This window comes from Microvirga sp. VF16 (genome assembly GCF_016864375.1).
GTDB lineage: Bacteria > Pseudomonadota > Alphaproteobacteria > Rhizobiales > Beijerinckiaceae > Microvirga.
In genome coordinates this window covers 92,153-110,421 of the sequence record NZ_CP069355.1, presented here as the reverse complement: position 1 = coordinate 110,421, position 18,269 = coordinate 92,153, and the positions used below count along the sequence as shown (strand labels likewise).

Here is an 18,269-nt window from a genome sequence, read left to right as displayed (position 1 = left end):
GTCCGCCGATGCCCACCTTTCGCACAATCAAGTCGCTGACCCAGTGCCTGAAAGGCTACCGCACCGCAGGCCTGCGGGTCGGCTTCGTGCCCACCATGGGCTTTCTGCATGCGGGCCATCGCGCGCTGATCGAGGAGAGCGTCGCCCGCTGCGACATCACCGTGGTGAGCCTCTTCGTCAATCCGACCCAGTTCGGCCCCAACGAGGATCTCGACCGCTATCCCCGTGCCCTGGAAGCCGATCACGATCTCTGCCGCACGGCCGGCGTGAACCTGATCTTCGTGCCCGACGCGAGCGAGATCTACCCACCCGGCTTCCAGACCTACGTCGAGCCGGGACCTGTGGCCGAGCCGCTGTGCGGCGCCGTCCGGCCGGGCCACTTCCGCGGCGTGGCCACCGTGGTGACCAAGCTGTTTAACATCGTGCAGCCGGATGTCGCCTTCTTCGGCCAGAAGGACTTCCAGCAATGTGCCGTGATCCGGCAGCTGGTGCGGGATTTGAACCTGCCGATCGAGATCGTGACAGTCCCCACCGTGCGTGAACCTGACGGGCTGGCGCTCAGCAGCCGCAACAGCTACCTGAGCGCCGCCGATCGCGCGCGCGCCCGCTGCCTCAGCCGTGGCCTGTTCGCGGCCCACGCGGCCTTTCAGGCCGGAGAGCGCGACAGCCAGCGGCTGGTCGAGACAGCGCAGGCCCAGATGACGGAGGTCGATCAGCTGCAGTATCTGCAGCTGGTGGATGCCCGGACGCTCGAACCCATCCTGGGTTCGGTCGAGCAGCCCGCCGCCCTATGCGTCGCCGCCTGTGTCGGGACCACGCGCCTGATCGACAATGTGCTCCTGATCCCTCCACCTCAAGCTCTGGCCGATCACGAGCTCGAGTTGGTCTCGCATGTGATCGGGCGGCAGGCCACCGCTGGTGCGGCAGGACCGCGACCGTCATGACGGCACGATCCGAGACCGAGGCTCTCATTCAGGAGCTGAGCACCCGCCTGATCGCGGGGGCCACGGCTACCGAAACCCTCCGGGCGTGGTGCGACGAGCATGGCCTCGCGCAGGGACCAATCAGCGTCGCGTGCCGTCAGCGACACGTGCTGGCAGCCGTGCCGGACGACGTCAAAGCTGCGTTGGGACCCGCCGCGTCTGAAAGCGTCCATTTCCGGCAGGTGCCGATGATGCGGGGTCCTCTGCCGCTCGCGACAGCGGAGAACTGGTTCGTGCCGCAACGCCTGGCGGCCGGCATGGAGGAGGTTCTGCAAACGACCGATCTGCCGTTTGGCACCGTCATTGCCCGGCTCCGTCCCTCCCGTCGCACGCTCGTCGCGCACGTATGGCCCCTCACGGCTGATCCGTCTGAGGATCCATCGCGGCTCAGCGCCTCAGCGCGCCACTCCCAACCGGCTATCATCCTCGCGCATACCACTGTGATCCTCAGCGGCACCGGGACGGCGCTCGCGCTCGTGACGGAACGGTTTTTCTCTGACCTCATCTCAGTTGCGGCCGCGAGGCCATCGTTGAGCAGAATCCTCGATGGACGATCGCAAGCAGGACCAGCGAAGCAGCCTGTGAGGCTTGAGCGATGACAATCCAGCCTGACCTGGCTTCTCAAGCCGTCCAGGATCCCGGCCTGATCGAGGAGATCCAGGTCCTGGATCATCGGATCCGGTTTGGACCGACGCACTCCGGCTGGGTGTCGTTCGTGGCGCGTCAGGGCCAGCGTCCGACCATCGTTCTCGCGTGTGATCGCCAAACCCTGCTCGCACAGTCGCACAAGCTGGTCGAGCAGCGGGTGGAGGCGTTGAGGTGAGGGGCTATCATCTTCTGCAGCTGGCATCCAGCAGCTATGACCTCGTGTGGGGAGACGAGATCATCGGCAGCGTGGTCCGCTGCGGCATGAACAGCAAGAGCACCACGTGGATTGTCGAGCTTCTGGATGATCATCCAGGGGCTCCACGTCCGTCTCCCTTCACAGCGGTCGAGGAGGAATTCGCAACTCTGGAGGAGGTGTGCCGGTGGCTGGGAGGCGCTCCCGTCCGGCCTGTCCGCAAAGGCGATGAGGTGTCGGCCCGTCTCGAATGTCTGCATCTTCGGCGAAGAGGGACTAATGAGACCTGTGCGCGGGTGGCCTCGACCCATTGCTGCTTGGATGATTCAATGGAGCTGTTGGACAGGACGGGAACGGTCCCATGGCACGCCGTCAGATTGGACAGGAAGTCTTCGCGTTTATCGCTGATCCCTTACCCATCGCGGCTCGTTGGACCGCCTGTCGGAGCTGATCGACTGGTCCTCACTGGATCGGCACTTGGCCGACATCTACGCTGCTGCCAAGGGCGAACCCGCCTGGCCACCGCTGGCCTTGTTCCGAGCCCTGCTACTGGCCGTCTGGTACGACTTATCCGATGTGAAGCTGGCGGAGGCACTGGAGGATCGCGCCTCATTCCGGCGTTTCTGCGGGTTCGCCGCCCATGAGGCCACCCCTGAGCGGACCGCCTTTGTCGAAGACGGTCGAAAACCGCTGATAAACGACGACACGAGCTGAAGCGCTGGAAAGAGCAAAGGCGGCCGCCTTTGCGGCGCGGTGCTGATCTCTGAGGTTGAGAAGGCGATAGACGCGGGGCACGTCTCCAGTCGCCCTGAGGCGGCTTTCGACGTACCCCGCCATGCGCCTGCCTTGTGTTAGATCTGCGGGTAATCAGCGCCGCAGTATAGCGCGCGTGATCTGCTCCCAGGTGCCGTTCTCACGCCACTGGGCATAGTGATAGAAAACGGTGCAACGCGGGGGATACCCATGCGGCAGCAGTCGCCATTGCGCCCCGGTGCGGAGCAAATAAAAGACCGCATCGACGATGCGGCGGAAGGGATGAATCTGTCGCCGCCCGGCCAGATGGCTGCGGTGGATCAGTGGCGCGAGCAGCGCCCATTCGTCGTCGTTGAGATCGCTGGCATAGAGACAGATATCCATAGCGGGGCTCCTCAACCGTCAAACAGCCCGCATCCGCCTCACATTCCTCACGAAATCCATTCTGAATCAAAGACTTAAAGTAAGCAATAAAATTGCTCACCAGCCTCTTAGAGCTGCTTCCACTAACGTGGAATCAGCTCTGTTCTTGGTTTGCCGCATCTTTTAATGGCGAACCGGATCCACTTCGCCGAAAAATGCTCTAGTGATGACTAGGCCATTCTTCGCAAACTTTTCGGCAAGCTCATACAAGATCCGGCATGTTCGGGTCCGATCAGGCTTGCGATCTCGCCGACAAACTCCGGCGGAACATGCATGCGGCCCACCTGTAACGCGCGGACGACCGTTGCGATGTGAGCCGAGGCAAGAGCGGTCGCAACGGCGGGATGCATAAGCAGTTCTGCGGAGCAGGCGAGCGGCAGCGAGCCAAACGAGGCGGCGCAGAGGCTTCGCGCTTTACGCTCGTCGAGCAAAGCGAAGCCTCCCAATTCCACTGCGCAGGTAATGGTTGCTGCTTCGCCATCGTCTAGGGTGAGCCGGGCGGAACCATCAATCAGACTCTCATAAATGGGCGCTCCGATGCCGCTGATTTTGACATGTTCCATGAGACCGGCATCGATGAGTTGGCGCAGATGCCCGGCGTCGCGATGGCCGTTGCGTTCACCCGCTTCAAGCTCGGTTACGGCGTTGTCCGTCACCACGATACGGTGGGGGAGCGCCGCGATGATCTCGGATGCCCGCCCTGAGGCGTTGAGGTTGATCACAATACTCGCATCGGCGACGAGGACCGACGGAGGGTTAGTACTTCTAATAGAATCAGGGCTGTCCTCTAATCGCCCCGATCGGGACATTTTTGGCTACTGCTGGGCTTTTAGCCACTTGATCGTCCCGATCGGTTCTTTTTTATAGATTCTTGATCCTCACACTGCTATAATCGTCCCGATAGGGATGATTTATGCAAACGGTTTTAGACAGCAAAAGCTTTGGTCTCATAATCCGCCAGGAACGGAGGTCGCAGAAACTCACACAGGAACAGCTCGCCGGGCTTACCGGCGTGGGCGTTCGGTTTGTGCGCGAGTTGGAGGCGGGAAAGGAGAGCTGTCAGATCGGACGCGCTCTTCAGGTGGCGGCCGCTCTAGGCCTTAGCGTCTCCGTCGGAAGCCGCCTAGAGAGTGCGCCATGACGCACCTGCTCGATGTCTGGTTCGGCGATACAAAGGCGGGCATCCTCGCTCAGGACGAGGCAGGTGCTCTGAGCTACGCCTATGATCCCAACTATCTCGCCGGACGAGAGCCGCGCTCCATCTCCTTTTCCATGCCATTGCAGGAGGCGCCTTACGCCGACCGTGTGGTTCGTCCCTTTTTCTCAGGCCTGCTACCGGATGAGGGCGCGCGGCAGCGCCTCGCAGGTGCGCTCGGCATTTCTGCTGGCAATGCCTTTGGGCTCCTGGAAGTGATCGGTGGTGAATGCGCTGGGGCCTTGTCTCTCTATCGGGCCGGCGAGGCGCCGCCATCGTCGGATGATGATGGCGTCGAACTGCTGAACCCGGCGCGGCTCGAAGAAATCCTTGGCAAGCTGCGGGAGCGTCCTTTGCTCGGCGGTGAGGAAGGTGTCCGGCTGTCCTTAGCCGGCGCGCAGGACAAGCTTGCAGTCTGCGTGGAAGGCGACGATATCGGCCTCGCCAAAGGCGGCCGACCAACTACGCATATCCTCAAGCCCTTCATTCAGGCGCTCGACGGCACGGTGGAGAACGAACTGTTCTGCCTGCACCTTGCAGCGCGCCTGAAACTTCCGGTGCCGGCCGTCGAGATGCGCCGCACTGGCGCGATATCCTTCCTGATCATCGAACGCTACGACCGCTCGCCGCACAAGGGCGGAACGATCACACGCTTGCACCAGGAAGATTTCTGTCAGGCTTTGAGCGTGCCGCCGGAGCTCAAATATGAAGAGGAAGGCGGACCGGGGACAGAGAAGGCACTGGACCTGATTGGCCGCGCCACCGCGCGTCCGGCGGCAGACCGTCTGCGCTTCCTTCGTATGCTGATCTTCCATTACCTTGTCGGCAACGCCGACGCTCACGGAAAGAATTACGCTTTGCTCTATCGCGGCAAGGTTCCTGACCTTGCGCCGCTATATGATGTCGTTTGCACGGCTGCATATCCGCGGCTCGCGAAGAAGCTCGCTATGGCGATCGGCGGGCGCTCGGTTCCAGACACGATACAGTTGCAACACTGGCTCACGCTCGTCCCGGAGACGCGCAGCGCTCAGCGCCTTCTGGTCAAGGACATAGCCGAACTGGCAGGGCGCATCAGAGGCGAGGCAGACAAGCTTCTGGCAGAATTTGAGGGGGCGGGCGTTACCCATGAAATTCTTACAGTTGTCCGTCGTATCATTGAGGCTCGCGCGGCGCATTTGTTGAGAATTGCGACGCCTAATTAAGCGAATAAGCGGTAGTGCCAGTCCGGAATCGTGAAGAGCAGGTGAGATCGCGTCGAAACCGACAAGAGGCTATATGATTCATGTATTGTTTTATTGATGAAAGCGGCAATACGGGTCTGGAACTATTCGACCCAAACCAACCCATCCTTTATTACGGCTTACTCAGCGCGTCCGCCAACCTTGACGTGATCGCCGAGCCTTTACTGAAGGATCTGCGCCGGGGACTAGGTGTAAATAGGATTCATGCTAACGAGCTCGGCGTTGCGCGGCTGACCACCGTCGCAGAGAAGCTCATAAGTTTCAGCAAAAAGAACGATCTGCGCTTCTCCCTCCTCAAGGTCAAGAAGCCCGATCACGCAGTTATCTGCTTCTTCGACCAGGTTTTTAACTCCGGCCTGAACAAGGCTGTCTCCTGGCATCAATATTTTACTCCTCTTCGTTATATCCTATAGTTCAAAGTGGCCCATCTATTTGACGAATTCCTCGCGAAGGAGGCGTGGAGGGCGAGGCGGGAGCGCAATCTGGCACGTGCAGCGCAAATGCTCACTAAGCTTTGCAATGATCTCTTGCCACGCGTAACTACCCTTCCGGACGCCCGCTCACGGGAGCTTGTTTCTGGCGCGCTCAGATGGGCGGCCGCCAATCCGCATGAGATCAGCTATGGCGTGGGCAACTATGATAGCGCCTTGCAGATATCGCCGAACCTCGTTGGTTTTCAGCAGGTGTTACAAACTATCGCCCTTCATTCATCGGCACGTAAAAAGCAAGTAAGGCGCATCACCGTTGACCGGCAGACTGAATTCAACAGGGCGCAGGGCGAACTGGCGGAGTTCTATAGGAGACTGAGAGGTCACAAGGGCGATCTGGGGCCTGGCATGCCGACATTTGATTATTCGCATATGCCCGAAGTAGCCCCAACCTTTGCCTCCGGCGATTCCAGCGCCGGGCTTGAAATGGTGGACATCACACTGTGGATCGCTAAGCGGCTCCAAGAGGAGAAGTCCCTTCCCCTGAGCTGGAGTCGCTGTTCTGGACACAGGCGAGACGAGGGCTGACCGACGAAGTGTCCCTGAGCGCCTTGGACAAGAGATGGCGCCATATCCTCTATCTTCCCCCGCCAGAGGCGCCATTGCCCGCCGATTTACAGAAACACTTCGAGGAGCTGGAAGACCGGCGGAAGAAAGAAGTTGGCCAACTCGGCGGATAAGGAGCGCACGGCTTTGTCAGCCGGCTGCTTCGCTGCCGTAGTACAGAGGAGAGATTCAGAAATTACAAAGCAGTTACAATAACATACATGTTCTCAGTTTTATCCTCTCCGGCGCGCAAACCTTTTCAATAGTTTAGCTGCCAAGCCTGTCTGAGCCTGTCCGGGATGGATAAGCAATAGTAAACAAGCGGCGCAGTTGCGATGCCGATTTTTGCGGGGGGCGCTGCCTGCTACGTCTCCGAGCTTGACCGTGAGAACGGAAATGGACCATCAGTCTGCTCTCTCGCGACTGCATTCAATTGGCGCTTGTCCGCGAGGCGCGTCGTCCAGATCGGCGATCAATTTCGGCCTGAATATCCATGGGAGAAGGTGGTAAGCCAAACACAATCGGGTCATGAGTGTTGGCCTACCCATCAGCGGCTCGGTTGCGGTGTTATGTCAGGGAGCGAGTCTTTGCGAGAGGCTGATGATTTCGAGCGGCTGATCGCCAGTTTGGGCGACATCCTCGGCTTGGCGGAAGACAGTCAGAGCCTAGGCGGAAGTTTGACAATTCCTGATGCCCTTGATGCCGCAGCGATTCGCAAAAAGACAGGCCTCTCTCAAGTGGCGTTTGCCCGCCGTATCGGAGTGTCAGCGCGCACGGTCAGACGGTGGGAGCAGGGGCAATGGTTTCCGCACGGGCCTGCCCGGGTCCTTCTCGCTCTGTTAGATCGGAATCCAAGGATGATTGAAGAGACCTTAGGGAACGGCACCTCAGCGTCATGATGGCGTCATAGACTTTGCAAGAGGAGGTCGAGCGGCTGCGCCTCGACAACTGCAACCTGCGCCTCGACAATCAGGCCCTGAAGGACGAGATCGCGCGGCTCAAGCACCTGCCGCCGCGCGCCCTTCAAGCCGTCCGGCATGGAGAAAGCCACTCAGCCGCGGCCGGTCGGATCGGGCCGACGCCCTGGGCGCGGTGCCAAACGGGATCGGATCACCCGCGAGGTCACCATCCAGGTTGAGGCTCCACCCGGCTCGCGCCTCAAAGGCTACAAGGCGGTGGTGCGCCGGGATCTCGTCGTGGTCGCCGAGGTGGTGCACTACAAACGGGAACGGTGGGTGACGGCAGAGGGTCAGACCACCATCGCGCCGTTGCCGGAAGGGATCACGAGCGGGTACGGACACGGCGCGCGGCGATTCTGCCTCGCCCTGCACACGCAAGGCCAGGTGGCCACCGAACGGCTGACCGAGCTTCTGAACGGAATCGGCCTGTCGATGTCCAAGCGGCAGGAGAGCATGAGTTTAGGTGGGCAGCTATGCAGCCCTTGAGGGCAGCCCCCTTTGATGGGCGGGCTACGTGTTGCGATGGCGGATCTCCTGAAGCTGATTTATCAGGGATGCCTCACAAATTCTTATGCCCCCCTACAGGCGGACCCATTCAGAGATAGTGCCTTGGCACCTGATGAATGCGCTGGGTTCATGGGTGTTGGGGCAAATTCATGGATCTTGGCCATTCATTCGATTGTCTCTCAGCAATGAGCCTGAGCCGACAACGCGCTGTGCAGACCGGCTGTCGAGCTTATCGAGTCGGTTGAGCCGGACTTGCCCGGCGCGCTCGTGTACGGCCGCGAGTCGATCCGGTCTTGGCAGCTATCGACCGTTTGACGGCAGAAGCCCTAGCATCGCCGTCGTCATGGTCAGCATTCGGGGGAGTAGACGACCGGCTCCTGCGGACTTTGGTCCCGTTCCTGTCCTCTGATTTCGTTGCCTTGCGTGAGGCATGTGCGTCGAGAAAAGCCCGGCAGGCGGCAAAGTCGGTCGTGATCTCTGGTGGGCACTCCACGCCGTGCTCTTCGGCCAGTGCCCGTGCATAGCGCATCATCGCCTCGCTCGGAGGGCGGAGTCCATTCTGAGGGTTGTGCTCTCCCTGCTCCGATGATCGTGCCGGCGCATGCTGGTCCAGGAAAGCCCGGCAGATGGCGCCATTGCTCTTCAGACCACGAGGAAGTTTCACGCCCTTCCGGGCAGCAATGGACGTGGCGAAGGCAATCATGGCCTTCGTCGGCGGTTTCCCGGCCGCCGCAGAGTTCATTGGGACTGTTGTTGGATCAACAGTAACTGTCTGCGACTGTGCAATCGCTCCTATCAGTTCCTGCACGCGGGTGCGCGTCCGCTCCTGATAGGCGGCGGCTTGCCGGACCGCCTCATCTCGTGTCGCGGCCCGTCCGATCTTGGCCAGGTCAGCCTCGAACATCGCCCGGCCAACCGGGTCGCCGTAGGCCGGAAAGACCCGACGCACGGCAGCGATGAAAGCGAGCCCGACCTCCGTCACCTGGATCGGCGGATCCTTGCCCTTCAGCAGGTCAACATACTGGCTCTTCTGGAGCTTGGGCAAGATCGTGTCGCGGGTTGCCGCGGTCCCAAGTCCCTTGGGCTCGTTCGGGTTCACCGGATTCTCCAGAGCCGCCTTGAGCGCCGGGTCTTCCACCTGATCGATGAGGCGGCCCATGACGACGGGCAACTCGCCGCGGGTAATCCGGCGTGGCGGCTCGGTCTTGGCCGTCTCGATCCGGGCGTCGGTTGCTTTTCCCGGCTCGTTGTTCCGGACGGGCGGCAGGCGGCCGGTGGTGGGCTCCTCGTCCGGCTTGGCCTTGCCCGGAACAGCCTCGTTCTCCTCGTCGACCTCGGCCCCATAGACAGCCCGCCAACCCGGGGACTTGATCACGCTGCCGCTGATCGAAAACCGCTTCGGCCCGAGCATTGTCGGCACCTGCACGGCGATCGTGGTCCGCGCATCGATGCCGTCGGGCAAGTGGGCCGCCAGGAAGCTCTTGGCCACCAGCTCCCAGAGACGCAGGTGATCTCCGCTGACGCTGCCCGGCTGGGGCACCTTGCGCAAGGGCACGATGGCGTGGTGCTCGCCGGGATCCTTGACGTAATGGCCCTTGTTACCCTTGCGGAACACAAGATCACCTGCGGTTGGCACAAGGCCGGCGAGATCGGTTAGGGCTCCGACGATGCTCGCAATCACTGCGCCGACATCACTTGTCTGGCTCTCAGGCAGGTGCTCGGACTCGGTACGGGGATAAGTCAGGTAGCCCTGATCATAGAGGTCCTGGGCGAGTTTCGCCGTATGCTGCGGATCCCAGCCGAACCGCTTGGCGCAGCGGCGAGCGAGAGTGTCTTTCGAGAACAGGCGAGGCGGCGAGCGGCGCACATCCTTCTGCTCGACACTCAGAGGCCCTGACCAAGAGGCGGCCGCCTGCTGGATTGCTGCGGCCACCTGCTTGTCGAGGATCTTGTCCTTCGGTGCATGCCACAGGGTGATCTCCGCCCCAGTCTCTGTTGTGACAACCAGAGCAATCTTGAAATAATCCTGCGGGACGAAGTCGCGGATGCGCTTCTCCAGGTCAGCCAGGATCGCAAGCGTTGGCGTCTGTACGCCGCCAAAGCGCCAGGGCTCGCGGAAGGCAGGCGGGCGCAGCCGCAGGGAGATGGCGCGGGTGCCATTGAGCCCCAGGTGGTAGTCCTCGTACTGGCGGCAGAGGGCCTCAAGGTAGGCAGCATAGTCGCGCTCGCCGGAATCCGGCTCCTTGGCCATGACCGCAAAGGCCCGCCGGATCGAGACCTCGTCGAGGGCCCCCAGCTTCAGACGGTCTACGCGGCCTCTGTACCCGAGATACTCAAGCACCTCCCAGGCAATCATCGAGCCCTCGCGGCCTGGATCGGTGGCGATGATCACCCGCTCCACGCCCTGGAGAGCCTGCTTGATCGCCTCGACCTTGGGCTTGTGCGACTGGCCGGAGCGGCTGGCGCCGTAGGTGACCGGAATGCGCTCGAGCACGATCGGCAGCGTGTCGAAACGCCAGGACTTCCACTCGTCCCGCACATCGCTGGGCTCTACTGCTGCTAACAGGTGACCCTCGGCCGAAACGCAGATCGTGCTCGGCGACTTGAAGAACTGCTGCAGCTGGCGCATGGCCGAGGGCTTCTCGAAGAAGAACAGCGTGCGCGATACTGAGTGAGCGGTCATGACCCGGGGGCTACAATTGGAACATAGAGGGAACATTATCTCTAGGGCCAAAGCCGGTCAATAACTGAAGGAGCTGTGGCGAACTGGCTGATCGGGGATCTCTTTTGAGAAAAGGGATAGTCACCATATCAGAGTTCGGGCGGAGCTAGCGACCCACGGTACCTTGGGAGACCAGGGGAAAAACAGCTGCCGGGGCTCTGATCCGACGGTGTTCTAGACCCCACTGCGGATCACCCCTTGGACAGGTTCGCTCTGGCTCAGGCTGGAGCGAGCCTGTTTTGTCTTTGACAATCGTAATCAGCGCAGGTTGCCGAAGGTTGGGGCGATCGGGTTTCGCTTGCTCAATCCATCACCAGAACGACGATGGCCTCATGCTGAAACTCCTTCATCGCATCCGACAATGGTTTCGCCGGCAGCCCGCCCCCGCCACCGATCTCACGGTCATTGAATACGAAGCCGTGTCTCTGATTGCGTACGAGGGGAGGGCCGCTTACGAGCGGGCTCGGGAGCAAGCAGAGTACTGTCTCAGACGAGGTAGTGAATCAGGCCGTCGGTTCTGGTCCGAGGTCGCCGTTGAGGTTGCCCGTCGTACGGGTGTGACGAATATGAGGAAGACCAAGAGGCAGCCGAGGTGAGTGGATATCGTCCACGGCACGTTGGTGGGTTGTGCCGTTCAGCCGCAATCCTCCTCAATCACGAACGAGCGGGCCTAAGTCAGGCTCACACGAAACATTGGGAAGCTACAATGGTTCGCAGGACAAAACAAGAACACAATCTTTGTGCATGGGGCTTAGTCGTTCTCCAGCTTCGCTCTCGTCGGCAAATGTCCAGAGCAGTAGAATACCAGAGCAGTAGAATAACAGGGACAGAGCCAATGCGGCGGCTCTGGGCGGTGCATGAACCAGATGGTCCGACCCGATCAGGTGGAAAGAGGTCAGCCTGTTGAGGCTCTCGCAGGCACGGTCGAGCGCGTCACGTTCCACAATGCCGAGAACGGGTTTTGCGTGCTGCGGGTGCAGGCTCGCGGCAAACGCGACTTGGTCACGGTCGTGGGCCACGCCCCTGCTATTGGGGCGGGCGAGTGGGTGACCGCGACCGGGATCTGGTTCAGCGATCGGACCCATGGACTTCAGTTCAAGGCCAATGTGCTCAAAGCCACGCCTCCCACGGGCATTGAGGGCATCGAAAAGTACCTTGCCTCAGGTCAGATGCGCGGCATTGGGCCTGCCATGGCCAAACGCATCGTCGCTGCCTTCGGAGAGGATACCTTCGAGATCATCGAGGCTAACCCGGAGCGATTGAAGGAAGTCTCTGGAATTGGGCCGTGGCGGGCCTCAAAGATTGTGGCGGGCTGGGCTGAGCAGAAGGCCGTACGGGAGATTATGATCTTCCTTCATGCGCACGGGGTCGGCACCGCCCGGGCAGTCCGCATCTTCAAGACCTATGGCCATGAGGCCATCAAGGTGATGACCGAGAACCCCTACCGGCTTGCTCGGGACGTGCGAGGGATCGGGTTCCGAACCGCAGACGCTATCGCGGCCAAGCTCGGGGTGGAGAAGACGTCACCCCACCGGCTCAGGGCCGGCGTCTCCTTCGCGCTTCAGACGGCCACCGACGAGGGGCACTGCGGCCTTCCCATCGAGATGCTCATCACCTTGGCCCAGAAGCTGCTTGAGGTGGACGCAGCCCTGATCCGGGCTGCCGTGGCCGAGGAACTCCAGGGAGAGGATGTCTTGTCCGACACGGTCGAGGACGAGACCTGCATTTTCCTGAAAGGGCTGCATGGGGCAGAACGCGCCATTGCTGAACGTTTGATAGCACGCGCCAGCGGCACAGCACCTTGGCCGGCGATTGACCTTGAAAAGGCTCTGCCGTGGGTTGAGGGCAAGACAGGTAAAATTCTGTCTCCCTCCCAGCGCGAGGCAGTGGGGCTAGTGCTCACTTCGAAAGTTGCTGTGATGACGGGTGGCCCTGGGGTGGGCAAGACCTCGACCCTCGATACTATCCTGCGCATCCTGGTGGCCAAGGGCGTTCGGGTGCTGCTGGCGGCGCCCACGGGCCGTGCCGCCAAACGCATGACCGAGCAGACCGGCTTGGAAGCTAAAACGATTCACCGACTACTGGAGATTGATCCCAAGCATGGTGGGTTCTCGCGCAATGAGGAGAACCCGCTCGACTGCGACCTGCTCGTGGTGGACGAGACCTCAATGGTCGATGTGCCGCTGATGAATGCCCTGACCAAAGCCATCCCGAGTCATGCTGGGTTGCTGCTGGTCGGCGACGTGGACCAGTTGCCTTCCGTCGGCCCTGGACAGGCTCTATCCGACATTATCACTTCGGGACAGATCCGGGTGGCACGCCTCACGGAGGTCTTCCGCCAAGCAGCGGAAAGCCAGATCGTCGTCAATGCCCACCGCATCAATCACAGTCAGATGCCACAGCCGCCCAAAGCCGGCGAGACGAGCGACTTCTACACCATTGAAATTGCGGAACCCGAGGAAGGCGTCGCCAAGCTGATTGAGGTGGTGACGAACCGAATCCCGCGCCGCTTTGGGCTGGACCCAACCAAGGATGTCCAGGTGCTATGCCCTATGAATCGCGGGGTCCTTGGTGCGAGAAACCTGAACCACGAACTTCAGCGCATTCTCAATCCGAATCCGCCAGCGACTGTCGAACGCTTCGGCTGGCGTTTTTCGCCCGGTGATCGGGTGATGGAAACGCAGAACGATTATGACCGAGACGTCTTCAACGGAGATCTCGGGACGGTCGATCGAATCGATCACGAGGAAGGAGCCATTGTGGTCCTGTTCGACGAGCGGGAAGTGATCTATCCGTTTGGGGAACTGGATACGCTGGTGCCGGCCTTCGCGACGACGATTCACAAATCGCAAGGCTCAGAGTACCCGGCTGTTGTGATCCCTGTGACTACACAGCACTACACGATGCTGGCCCGCAATCTGCTCTACACGGGAGTCACCCGAGGCAAGCAGCTTGTGGTCCTCGTGGGGCAGAAGAAGGCCATTAGCATTGCCGTCAGGGGAGGGCAGGCGAAACGTCGATGGACCAAGCTCAGAGAGTGGCTCTCCCCGTAATTCTCCTGATTTCCGTTGACATTTTGGTGTGAGACGTCGGCGCGAGTTTATTCAGGCACTTAGCTGTGAGCACCTCATTTGAGAAGATGCATTTGAATTGAGAATTTGCGGTGCTTTGGACATTTCTTTGAGACAATCGTCTCTCAACGCTGACCCGGAATTTAGAGCTGGAGGCAGTGATCACTCAGGGCGCATGGCTTGAGAATTGACATTTGAAGTGAGACAACGGACCGCCCGATTGTCTCATGATTGATGTCCGAACTCGTCGCAATCTGGTTTTCTCATTCTACAATGCCAACTGACGCCAGCCCGAGCATACCACATCAGCCCGGATCGGGCGGCCCATCTGCGGCTCAAGTTTGCTGGGCAACTCCGAGTCCGCCATGGTGCCAACTGCCGATCTTTAAGATCCCGCAAGCGTGGGACAAACCGGAAGCCGAGGCGATGGCACAGGCCAAAGACGGGGCAAGAGCGCTGTCGAAGCGCAACTCCAGCTCAACGATAGGTATCAGCCTCGCGGTTCAGGACATGCCGTTGATGTCATAAGGCTGCAAGTCTCAAGCCGTGCTCCTGCCTGGGAATTACTCTTTCCGTCGAAGGTCGTTGAAATCAATGAAAAAGCTTATCCTCGAAGCGCAAAGCACGTTCTCACCGTACTTGATTGGTACGCCATCAGAACAATCCAAATTCTCCTTGATGAAGACTGGCGAAACTGTCGACATGCCGAGGAGACGAGCTTCCTCCTCCGTAGGCATCCGGGCATTAATCTGTACCCATTGCTGGGAATAAGACGTGATGCCGACACGCTTGAGTGCGGTCGAGATTGAATTGACGCCGGAAAACTCGTCCAGCAGCCCGGGGACCCGTTGCGCTGGAAAATAGCTGTGCGCGATGACGATAGGGATTTCATCTTGATAGCTGAGAGTATCGATACGGAGCACGTCATCGCCGGGCTTAAGCGCGAGATGCTTGGCCAAGCGATCATCAGCCGGTCCGGTCCCCCCGGATAAGATCGTACGGCGAGCTAAACGGCCATGAGCAAGAAGGTTGTCCGTCAATCTGGTTTCAGTGGACAACAAGTAGGGCGTGGTGTTTTCGACGACGAAGGTGCCTCGACCCTGTTCCACCCGCAATAAGCCCTGCTGCTCCAATGCCCGTATGGCATATCGAACGGTATGTCGATTGACCCCATACAGCCGTGCGAGCTCGATATCGTTTGGAAGCTTTTCACCCGGCGCAAAACGATCCGAGGCGATATTCTCCTCGATCTTTGCCCGCACATACTCCCATCGCTTGCCCTGAAACATCACTATCCCTGTTAGGCTCAGATCGCAGCTGTCGTGACGCGACCGATGTCGCCCTGGTGCTGCGCGGATTTATAGTTCGTTCCCTTTAAATAAAGGCGTCCGCGATAACGCTCCCGCTGAACGGTAGCCCAGCTACCGGCGTTTTCGACGGACAGGCTTGCATCCTCCACCTCGTCAATCGGACCCTCATCTCCACCGATCGCTTCTTCAAGGATCCTGCCTTGAACGGTCTCAGGGATCGGCAGATCGAGGCCCGCCAGGATCGTGGGCGCTAGGTCGACGATGCCGGTAGGCGTTCTCAAAACACCCGGCCGGAACCAATCGCCGGCCAAGATGCCCAGAACGGAAAGCTCAAAGGACGTCAGGCCGCCATGCATCCCGACGCCGACGGGATAAGCTCCGTCGTAGAACACTGTCTCGGGGTCGACGTCTGCATCGATGGATGCGCAACTGCCGAGCACGAAGGTCAAATCCGCGCTTCTTGGATGCTCGGCCATGACGGCTGAATGCGGCAACGTGCCTTGAACAAGCGGCGCGTCACCTTCGGTCGTTCGGGAAAAGCCAATCCCGAACCACGGTTCGACGGAAACGCAACTGTGGATTTCGTTGAGCAGGCCGACGTCATGTTTATGGACCCAAAGGTTCACAGCGCGTTGGGCCTTCACGACAACATCGGCGTCCGGGCCGAAGGCGTCGCCCACTTTGAAACCTGCATGGCGAAGGTGCTCAACAACAGAGATGTGCTTGCCGATAATGGCATGGCCGTGATCCGACGCCGCAATGAGCTGGATTCGCTCCTTCTTCCTTTCCGTTTCCCACCAGTCCAGGATGCGCCCGAACTCGCGGTCAACGCGAGAGAGGACCTCTCGGGCGCTGGGGTGCACCAGACCAAACATGTGATAGCTGATGTCCGGTTCGGATAGCCAGAGCAACGTCAGCTCGGGCAGCGCCTCGCTGGCGGCGTAGGCCAGAAATCCGTCGATGACCCGTTTGATCGTTTGTAGTGCGGGTTGTTCTCCCACCGGGAGCGGAGGAAAACCTGCAGCAATACGCCGTATGACCTCGTTGCTGGCGAATCGTTCGGCATCATGAACCCAGTAAGCGGGTCCCCCCGACTGCCAATTTCCCCAGTTCGACAGCCCCCATGACCCTTGGGACTGCGATCCGACCGCTAGCATGGTCTTGCCGTGCTTTGCCAAAACCTCGCCCAGGGCGACGGAAGTCATCACACCGCCCGCTTCGCTTCCCAGCGCAAGCAGGGCAGGGAGGGAGGAGCCATCGATGGCGACCCCATTGGCGAAGAATTTGTTCGCGACGATTCCGTGACCTGAACAATGACTGCCGGTTGCGATCGCCGCCGACGACACGCGTGTTTCACTCGGGAATGATGCGGTGTGGTTGTTCAAGACAAGGCCAAGCTTCGAAAGCGCGCAGAGATTCGGCGTGACTTTCTCATTCAGCTGATCCGGACGAAGTCCGTCGAAGACGACGACTAAGAATTTCATGTGCGGATGCCCCATGGGTCGAATCTGCTCCATCCATAACCATCCCCGTCGGACACGTCGAGCCGAAAATAGGTACCTAGGTAGCTAGGCACCTGTATTATTTCTGTCATAGAACGACGGTATCTGAGCCGGCGGGACTGCAATGGGCTGCGGGATCCCGAAACCGGAGAGATGAGGGAATTGAACATGGTCGTCCAATCGCGTCGGACTGTTCTGAAGTTGATCGGGGGCGCGAGCTTGCTCCCTTATGCCATGCCTGCTTTGGCGCAACAGACCGGTCGCAAAGCGTTGCGGATTGCAATGCAGGACCTGCGCACGGAGCTGGATCCCTTGCATACCCGCGCGACTGCTCTCGTGGGCTTCCGCGTCCTGGAAAGCGTCTACGACAAACTGTTTGGCATTGACTACAAGAACGGCGGAGCACTTCGGCCGATGCTGGCCGTCGCGATCGAGACGGCGGACAACGTCGTGTTCAAGGTGCGCCTGCGCCAAGGCGTCAAGTTCCACGACGGCCAGGAGCTTACGGCCGAAGATGTCGCCTTCACCTTCGGCCCTGAGCGTATGCTTGAAAAGGGCGCTCCCGGCTATAGCGTCGGCCAAATCACGTTTCCGATGCTTGCTGAAGTCAAGGCTGTCGATCGATACAATGTCGAGTTCAAGACCAGGGCTCCGGATCCGGTGTTCGCCAAGCGCCTGACCTCGTATGGTGGCGGGATTGTCTCGAAGGCCGCCTTCCTCAAGGCTGCGAACTTCGACCAGTGGGCGAGGTCTCCCGTCGGCGCCGGCCCGTACCGGGTCGTCGAAACGGTGGAAAACAGCCGCATCCGCCTCGAAGCACATCCCGACTACTGGGGCGGCCGTCCTCCGTTGGACAGCATCGAATTCCGTCTGGTGCGCGAGCCTGCCGCACGCGTTGCGGGCCTGCGCGCCGGTGATTTCGATATCATCACCACCATCGCGCCCGACCAGTTCGACTCCATCACGGTTGATCCGCGTCTTGATGTCGTCGGCGGCGACACGATGTCTTTTAGGACCGTCCAGTATGATGCAATCACCAATCCGGTGCTGAAGGACCCGCGCATCCGACGCGCCCTCAATCTTTCGATCGATCGCGAAGGAATGGTGAAGAGCATCTGGCATGGTCGCATATCCATTCCGCGATCGCATCAGCAGCCGGCCTATGGCGCTCTGTATAATGCCGATCGGCCGGTCCCGGCGTATGATCCAGCGCTCGCGAAGACCTTGTTGAAGGAGGCGGGCTACAAGGGCGAGAAGATCGTCTTCAAGACCGTCGGAGACTATTACACCGCCGAACTCGCCGAAACACAGATCATGGCCGCGATGTGGAACGCGGTAGGATTGAACGTCGAGATCCAGAGAAAAGAGAATTGGGCGCAGGTGCAGGAAGAAGTGCCGCGCTTTATCAACAACTCCTCGGACGGGACGTATTTCCCGGATCCCGCGGCCTCATTCGTCACGCGTTGGGGTTCGGCGAGCGGCTTCCAGAAAAACGGATATTGGAAGAACGAGCGGTTCAACGAACTGGAAAAGACGCTCATTTCCGCAGTCGATCCGAAGGAGCGGCGCCGCGCCTACCAGGAGATGCTCGACATATTCGATCAGGTCGACCCTCCCGGTACTGTACTCCACTCGCTCGCCGAATTCTTCGGCAAGCGGTCCGACTTCAAATGGTCTCCAACGCCCACCGGCCTGCTCGACTTCCGCCCCGGCACGATTGCGTCGTAA

Annotated in this window: 19 protein-coding genes; 12 read left to right on the top strand and 7 right to left on the bottom strand. The window is 60.1% G+C overall.

All coding sequences use genetic code 11. The annotated features are described in order from the left end of the window. Positions 1 to 8: 8 nt before the first annotated feature. From panC to JO965_RS48100, 4 genes are all read left to right on the top strand, one after another. Positions 9 to 944 carry a pantoate--beta-alanine ligase gene (gene panC / locus JO965_RS26035; protein ID WP_203445019.1) on the top strand — a complete coding sequence of 312 codons (936 nt, stop codon included), beginning with the start codon at positions 9 to 11 and terminating at the stop codon, positions 942 to 944. Next, the gene (locus tag JO965_RS26030; protein ID WP_203445018.1) at positions 941 to 1,582 is read left to right on the top strand and encodes a hypothetical protein; all 642 of its coding nucleotides are present in this window, start codon (positions 941 to 943) and stop codon (positions 1,580 to 1,582) included. The genes panC and JO965_RS26030 overlap by 4 nt, the downstream gene beginning before the upstream one ends. Then, positions 1,579 to 1,806 (top strand): hypothetical protein, encoded by a 228-nt coding sequence (locus JO965_RS26025; protein ID WP_203445017.1) that lies wholly within the window; start codon positions 1,579 to 1,581, stop codon positions 1,804 to 1,806. Before JO965_RS26030 ends, JO965_RS26025 begins: the two co-directional genes overlap by 4 nt. Positions 1,807 to 2,301: 495 nt before the next feature. Beyond that, on the top strand, positions 2,302 to 2,538 hold the full coding sequence (locus JO965_RS48100) for a transposase (RefSeq protein WP_246777003.1): 237 nt from the start codon (positions 2,302 to 2,304) through the stop codon (positions 2,536 to 2,538). Positions 2,539 to 2,691: 153 nt separating this feature from the next. On the opposite strand, the gene JO965_RS26015 is transcribed toward JO965_RS48100, so the two are convergent. Next, on the bottom strand, positions 2,692 to 2,961 hold the full coding sequence (locus JO965_RS26015) for a transposase (RefSeq protein WP_246777002.1): 270 nt from the start codon (positions 2,959 to 2,961) through the stop codon (positions 2,692 to 2,694). A 209-nt stretch (positions 2,962 to 3,170) separates the two neighbouring features. Next, positions 3,171 to 3,809 (bottom strand): hypothetical protein, encoded by a 639-nt coding sequence (locus tag JO965_RS26010; RefSeq protein WP_203445016.1) that lies wholly within the window; start codon positions 3,807 to 3,809, stop codon positions 3,171 to 3,173. A gap of 104 nt (positions 3,810 to 3,913) precedes the next feature. Here JO965_RS26010 and JO965_RS26005 point away from each other — a divergent pair, with 104 nt between their 5' ends. The 5 genes from JO965_RS26005 (at position 3,914) to JO965_RS49450 (ending at position 7,369) form a co-directional block, all read left to right on the top strand. Further along, a complete protein-coding gene (locus JO965_RS26005) occupies positions 3,914 to 4,141 on the top strand; it encodes a helix-turn-helix domain-containing protein (protein WP_203445015.1) in 228 nt (75 codons plus the stop codon). Next, a complete protein-coding gene (locus JO965_RS26000) occupies positions 4,138 to 5,397 on the top strand; it encodes a type II toxin-antitoxin system HipA family toxin (RefSeq protein ID WP_203445014.1) in 1,260 nt (419 codons plus the stop codon). The genes JO965_RS26005 and JO965_RS26000 overlap by 4 nt, the downstream gene beginning before the upstream one ends. Before the next feature lie 80 nt (positions 5,398 to 5,477). Next, positions 5,478 to 5,849, top strand: coding sequence for a DUF3800 domain-containing protein (locus JO965_RS48095; protein ID WP_246777001.1), 372 nt, complete (start codon positions 5,478 to 5,480; stop codon positions 5,847 to 5,849). An 87-nt stretch (positions 5,850 to 5,936) separates the two neighbouring features. Next, the gene (locus JO965_RS48090; protein WP_246777000.1) at positions 5,937 to 6,452 is read left to right on the top strand and encodes a hypothetical protein; all 516 of its coding nucleotides are present in this window, start codon (positions 5,937 to 5,939) and stop codon (positions 6,450 to 6,452) included. A gap of 353 nt (positions 6,453 to 6,805) precedes the next feature. Further along, positions 6,806 to 7,369, top strand: coding sequence for a helix-turn-helix domain-containing protein (locus tag JO965_RS49450; RefSeq protein WP_371826922.1), 564 nt, complete (start codon positions 6,806 to 6,808; stop codon positions 7,367 to 7,369). A gap of 5 nt (positions 7,370 to 7,374) precedes the next feature. Here the strand turns inward: JO965_RS49450 and JO965_RS48975 are convergent, their stop codons facing one another. Beyond that, positions 7,375 to 7,509, bottom strand: coding sequence for a hypothetical protein (locus JO965_RS48975; protein WP_256451926.1), 135 nt, complete (start codon positions 7,507 to 7,509; stop codon positions 7,375 to 7,377). On the opposite strand from JO965_RS48975, the gene JO965_RS25985 reads away from it, so the two are divergent. Then, positions 7,508 to 7,915, top strand: coding sequence for a hypothetical protein (locus JO965_RS25985; protein WP_203445013.1), 408 nt, complete (start codon positions 7,508 to 7,510; stop codon positions 7,913 to 7,915). The genes JO965_RS48975 and JO965_RS25985 overlap by 2 nt on opposite strands. 250 nt (positions 7,916 to 8,165) lie before the next feature. Here JO965_RS25985 and JO965_RS25980 read toward each other — a convergent pair whose 3' ends face one another. Further along, on the bottom strand, positions 8,166 to 10,619 hold the full coding sequence (locus JO965_RS25980; RefSeq protein ID WP_203445012.1) for a type IA DNA topoisomerase: 2,454 nt from the start codon (positions 10,617 to 10,619) through the stop codon (positions 8,166 to 8,168). 896 nt (positions 10,620 to 11,515) lie between these two features. Here JO965_RS25980 and JO965_RS25975 point away from each other — a divergent pair. After that, entirely contained in the window at positions 11,516 to 13,711 is a 2,196-nt protein-coding gene (locus JO965_RS25975) for an ATP-dependent RecD-like DNA helicase (protein ID WP_203445011.1), read from the top strand. A gap of 243 nt (positions 13,712 to 13,954) precedes the next feature. Here the strand turns inward: JO965_RS25975 and JO965_RS49445 are convergent, their stop codons facing one another. From JO965_RS49445 to JO965_RS25960, 3 genes are all read right to left on the bottom strand, one after another. Further along, complete coding sequence (locus JO965_RS49445; protein WP_371826921.1) at positions 13,955 to 14,128, bottom strand: hypothetical protein; 174 nt, start codon at positions 14,126 to 14,128, stop codon at positions 13,955 to 13,957. Between the two features lie 164 nt (positions 14,129 to 14,292). Next, positions 14,293 to 15,018, bottom strand: coding sequence for a phosphonate metabolism transcriptional regulator PhnF (gene phnF / locus JO965_RS25965; protein WP_203445010.1), 726 nt, complete (start codon positions 15,016 to 15,018; stop codon positions 14,293 to 14,295). 17 nt (positions 15,019 to 15,035) lie between these two features. Next, positions 15,036 to 16,556, bottom strand: a complete 1,521-nt coding sequence (locus JO965_RS25960) for an alkaline phosphatase family protein (RefSeq protein ID WP_246776999.1) — start codon at positions 16,554 to 16,556, stop codon at positions 15,036 to 15,038. Positions 16,557 to 16,709: 153 nt separating this feature from the next. On the opposite strand from JO965_RS25960, the gene JO965_RS25955 reads away from it, so the two are divergent. Further along, positions 16,710 to 18,269 carry an ABC transporter substrate-binding protein gene (locus tag JO965_RS25955; protein WP_246776998.1) on the top strand — a complete coding sequence of 520 codons (1,560 nt, stop codon included), beginning with the start codon at positions 16,710 to 16,712 and terminating at the stop codon, positions 18,267 to 18,269.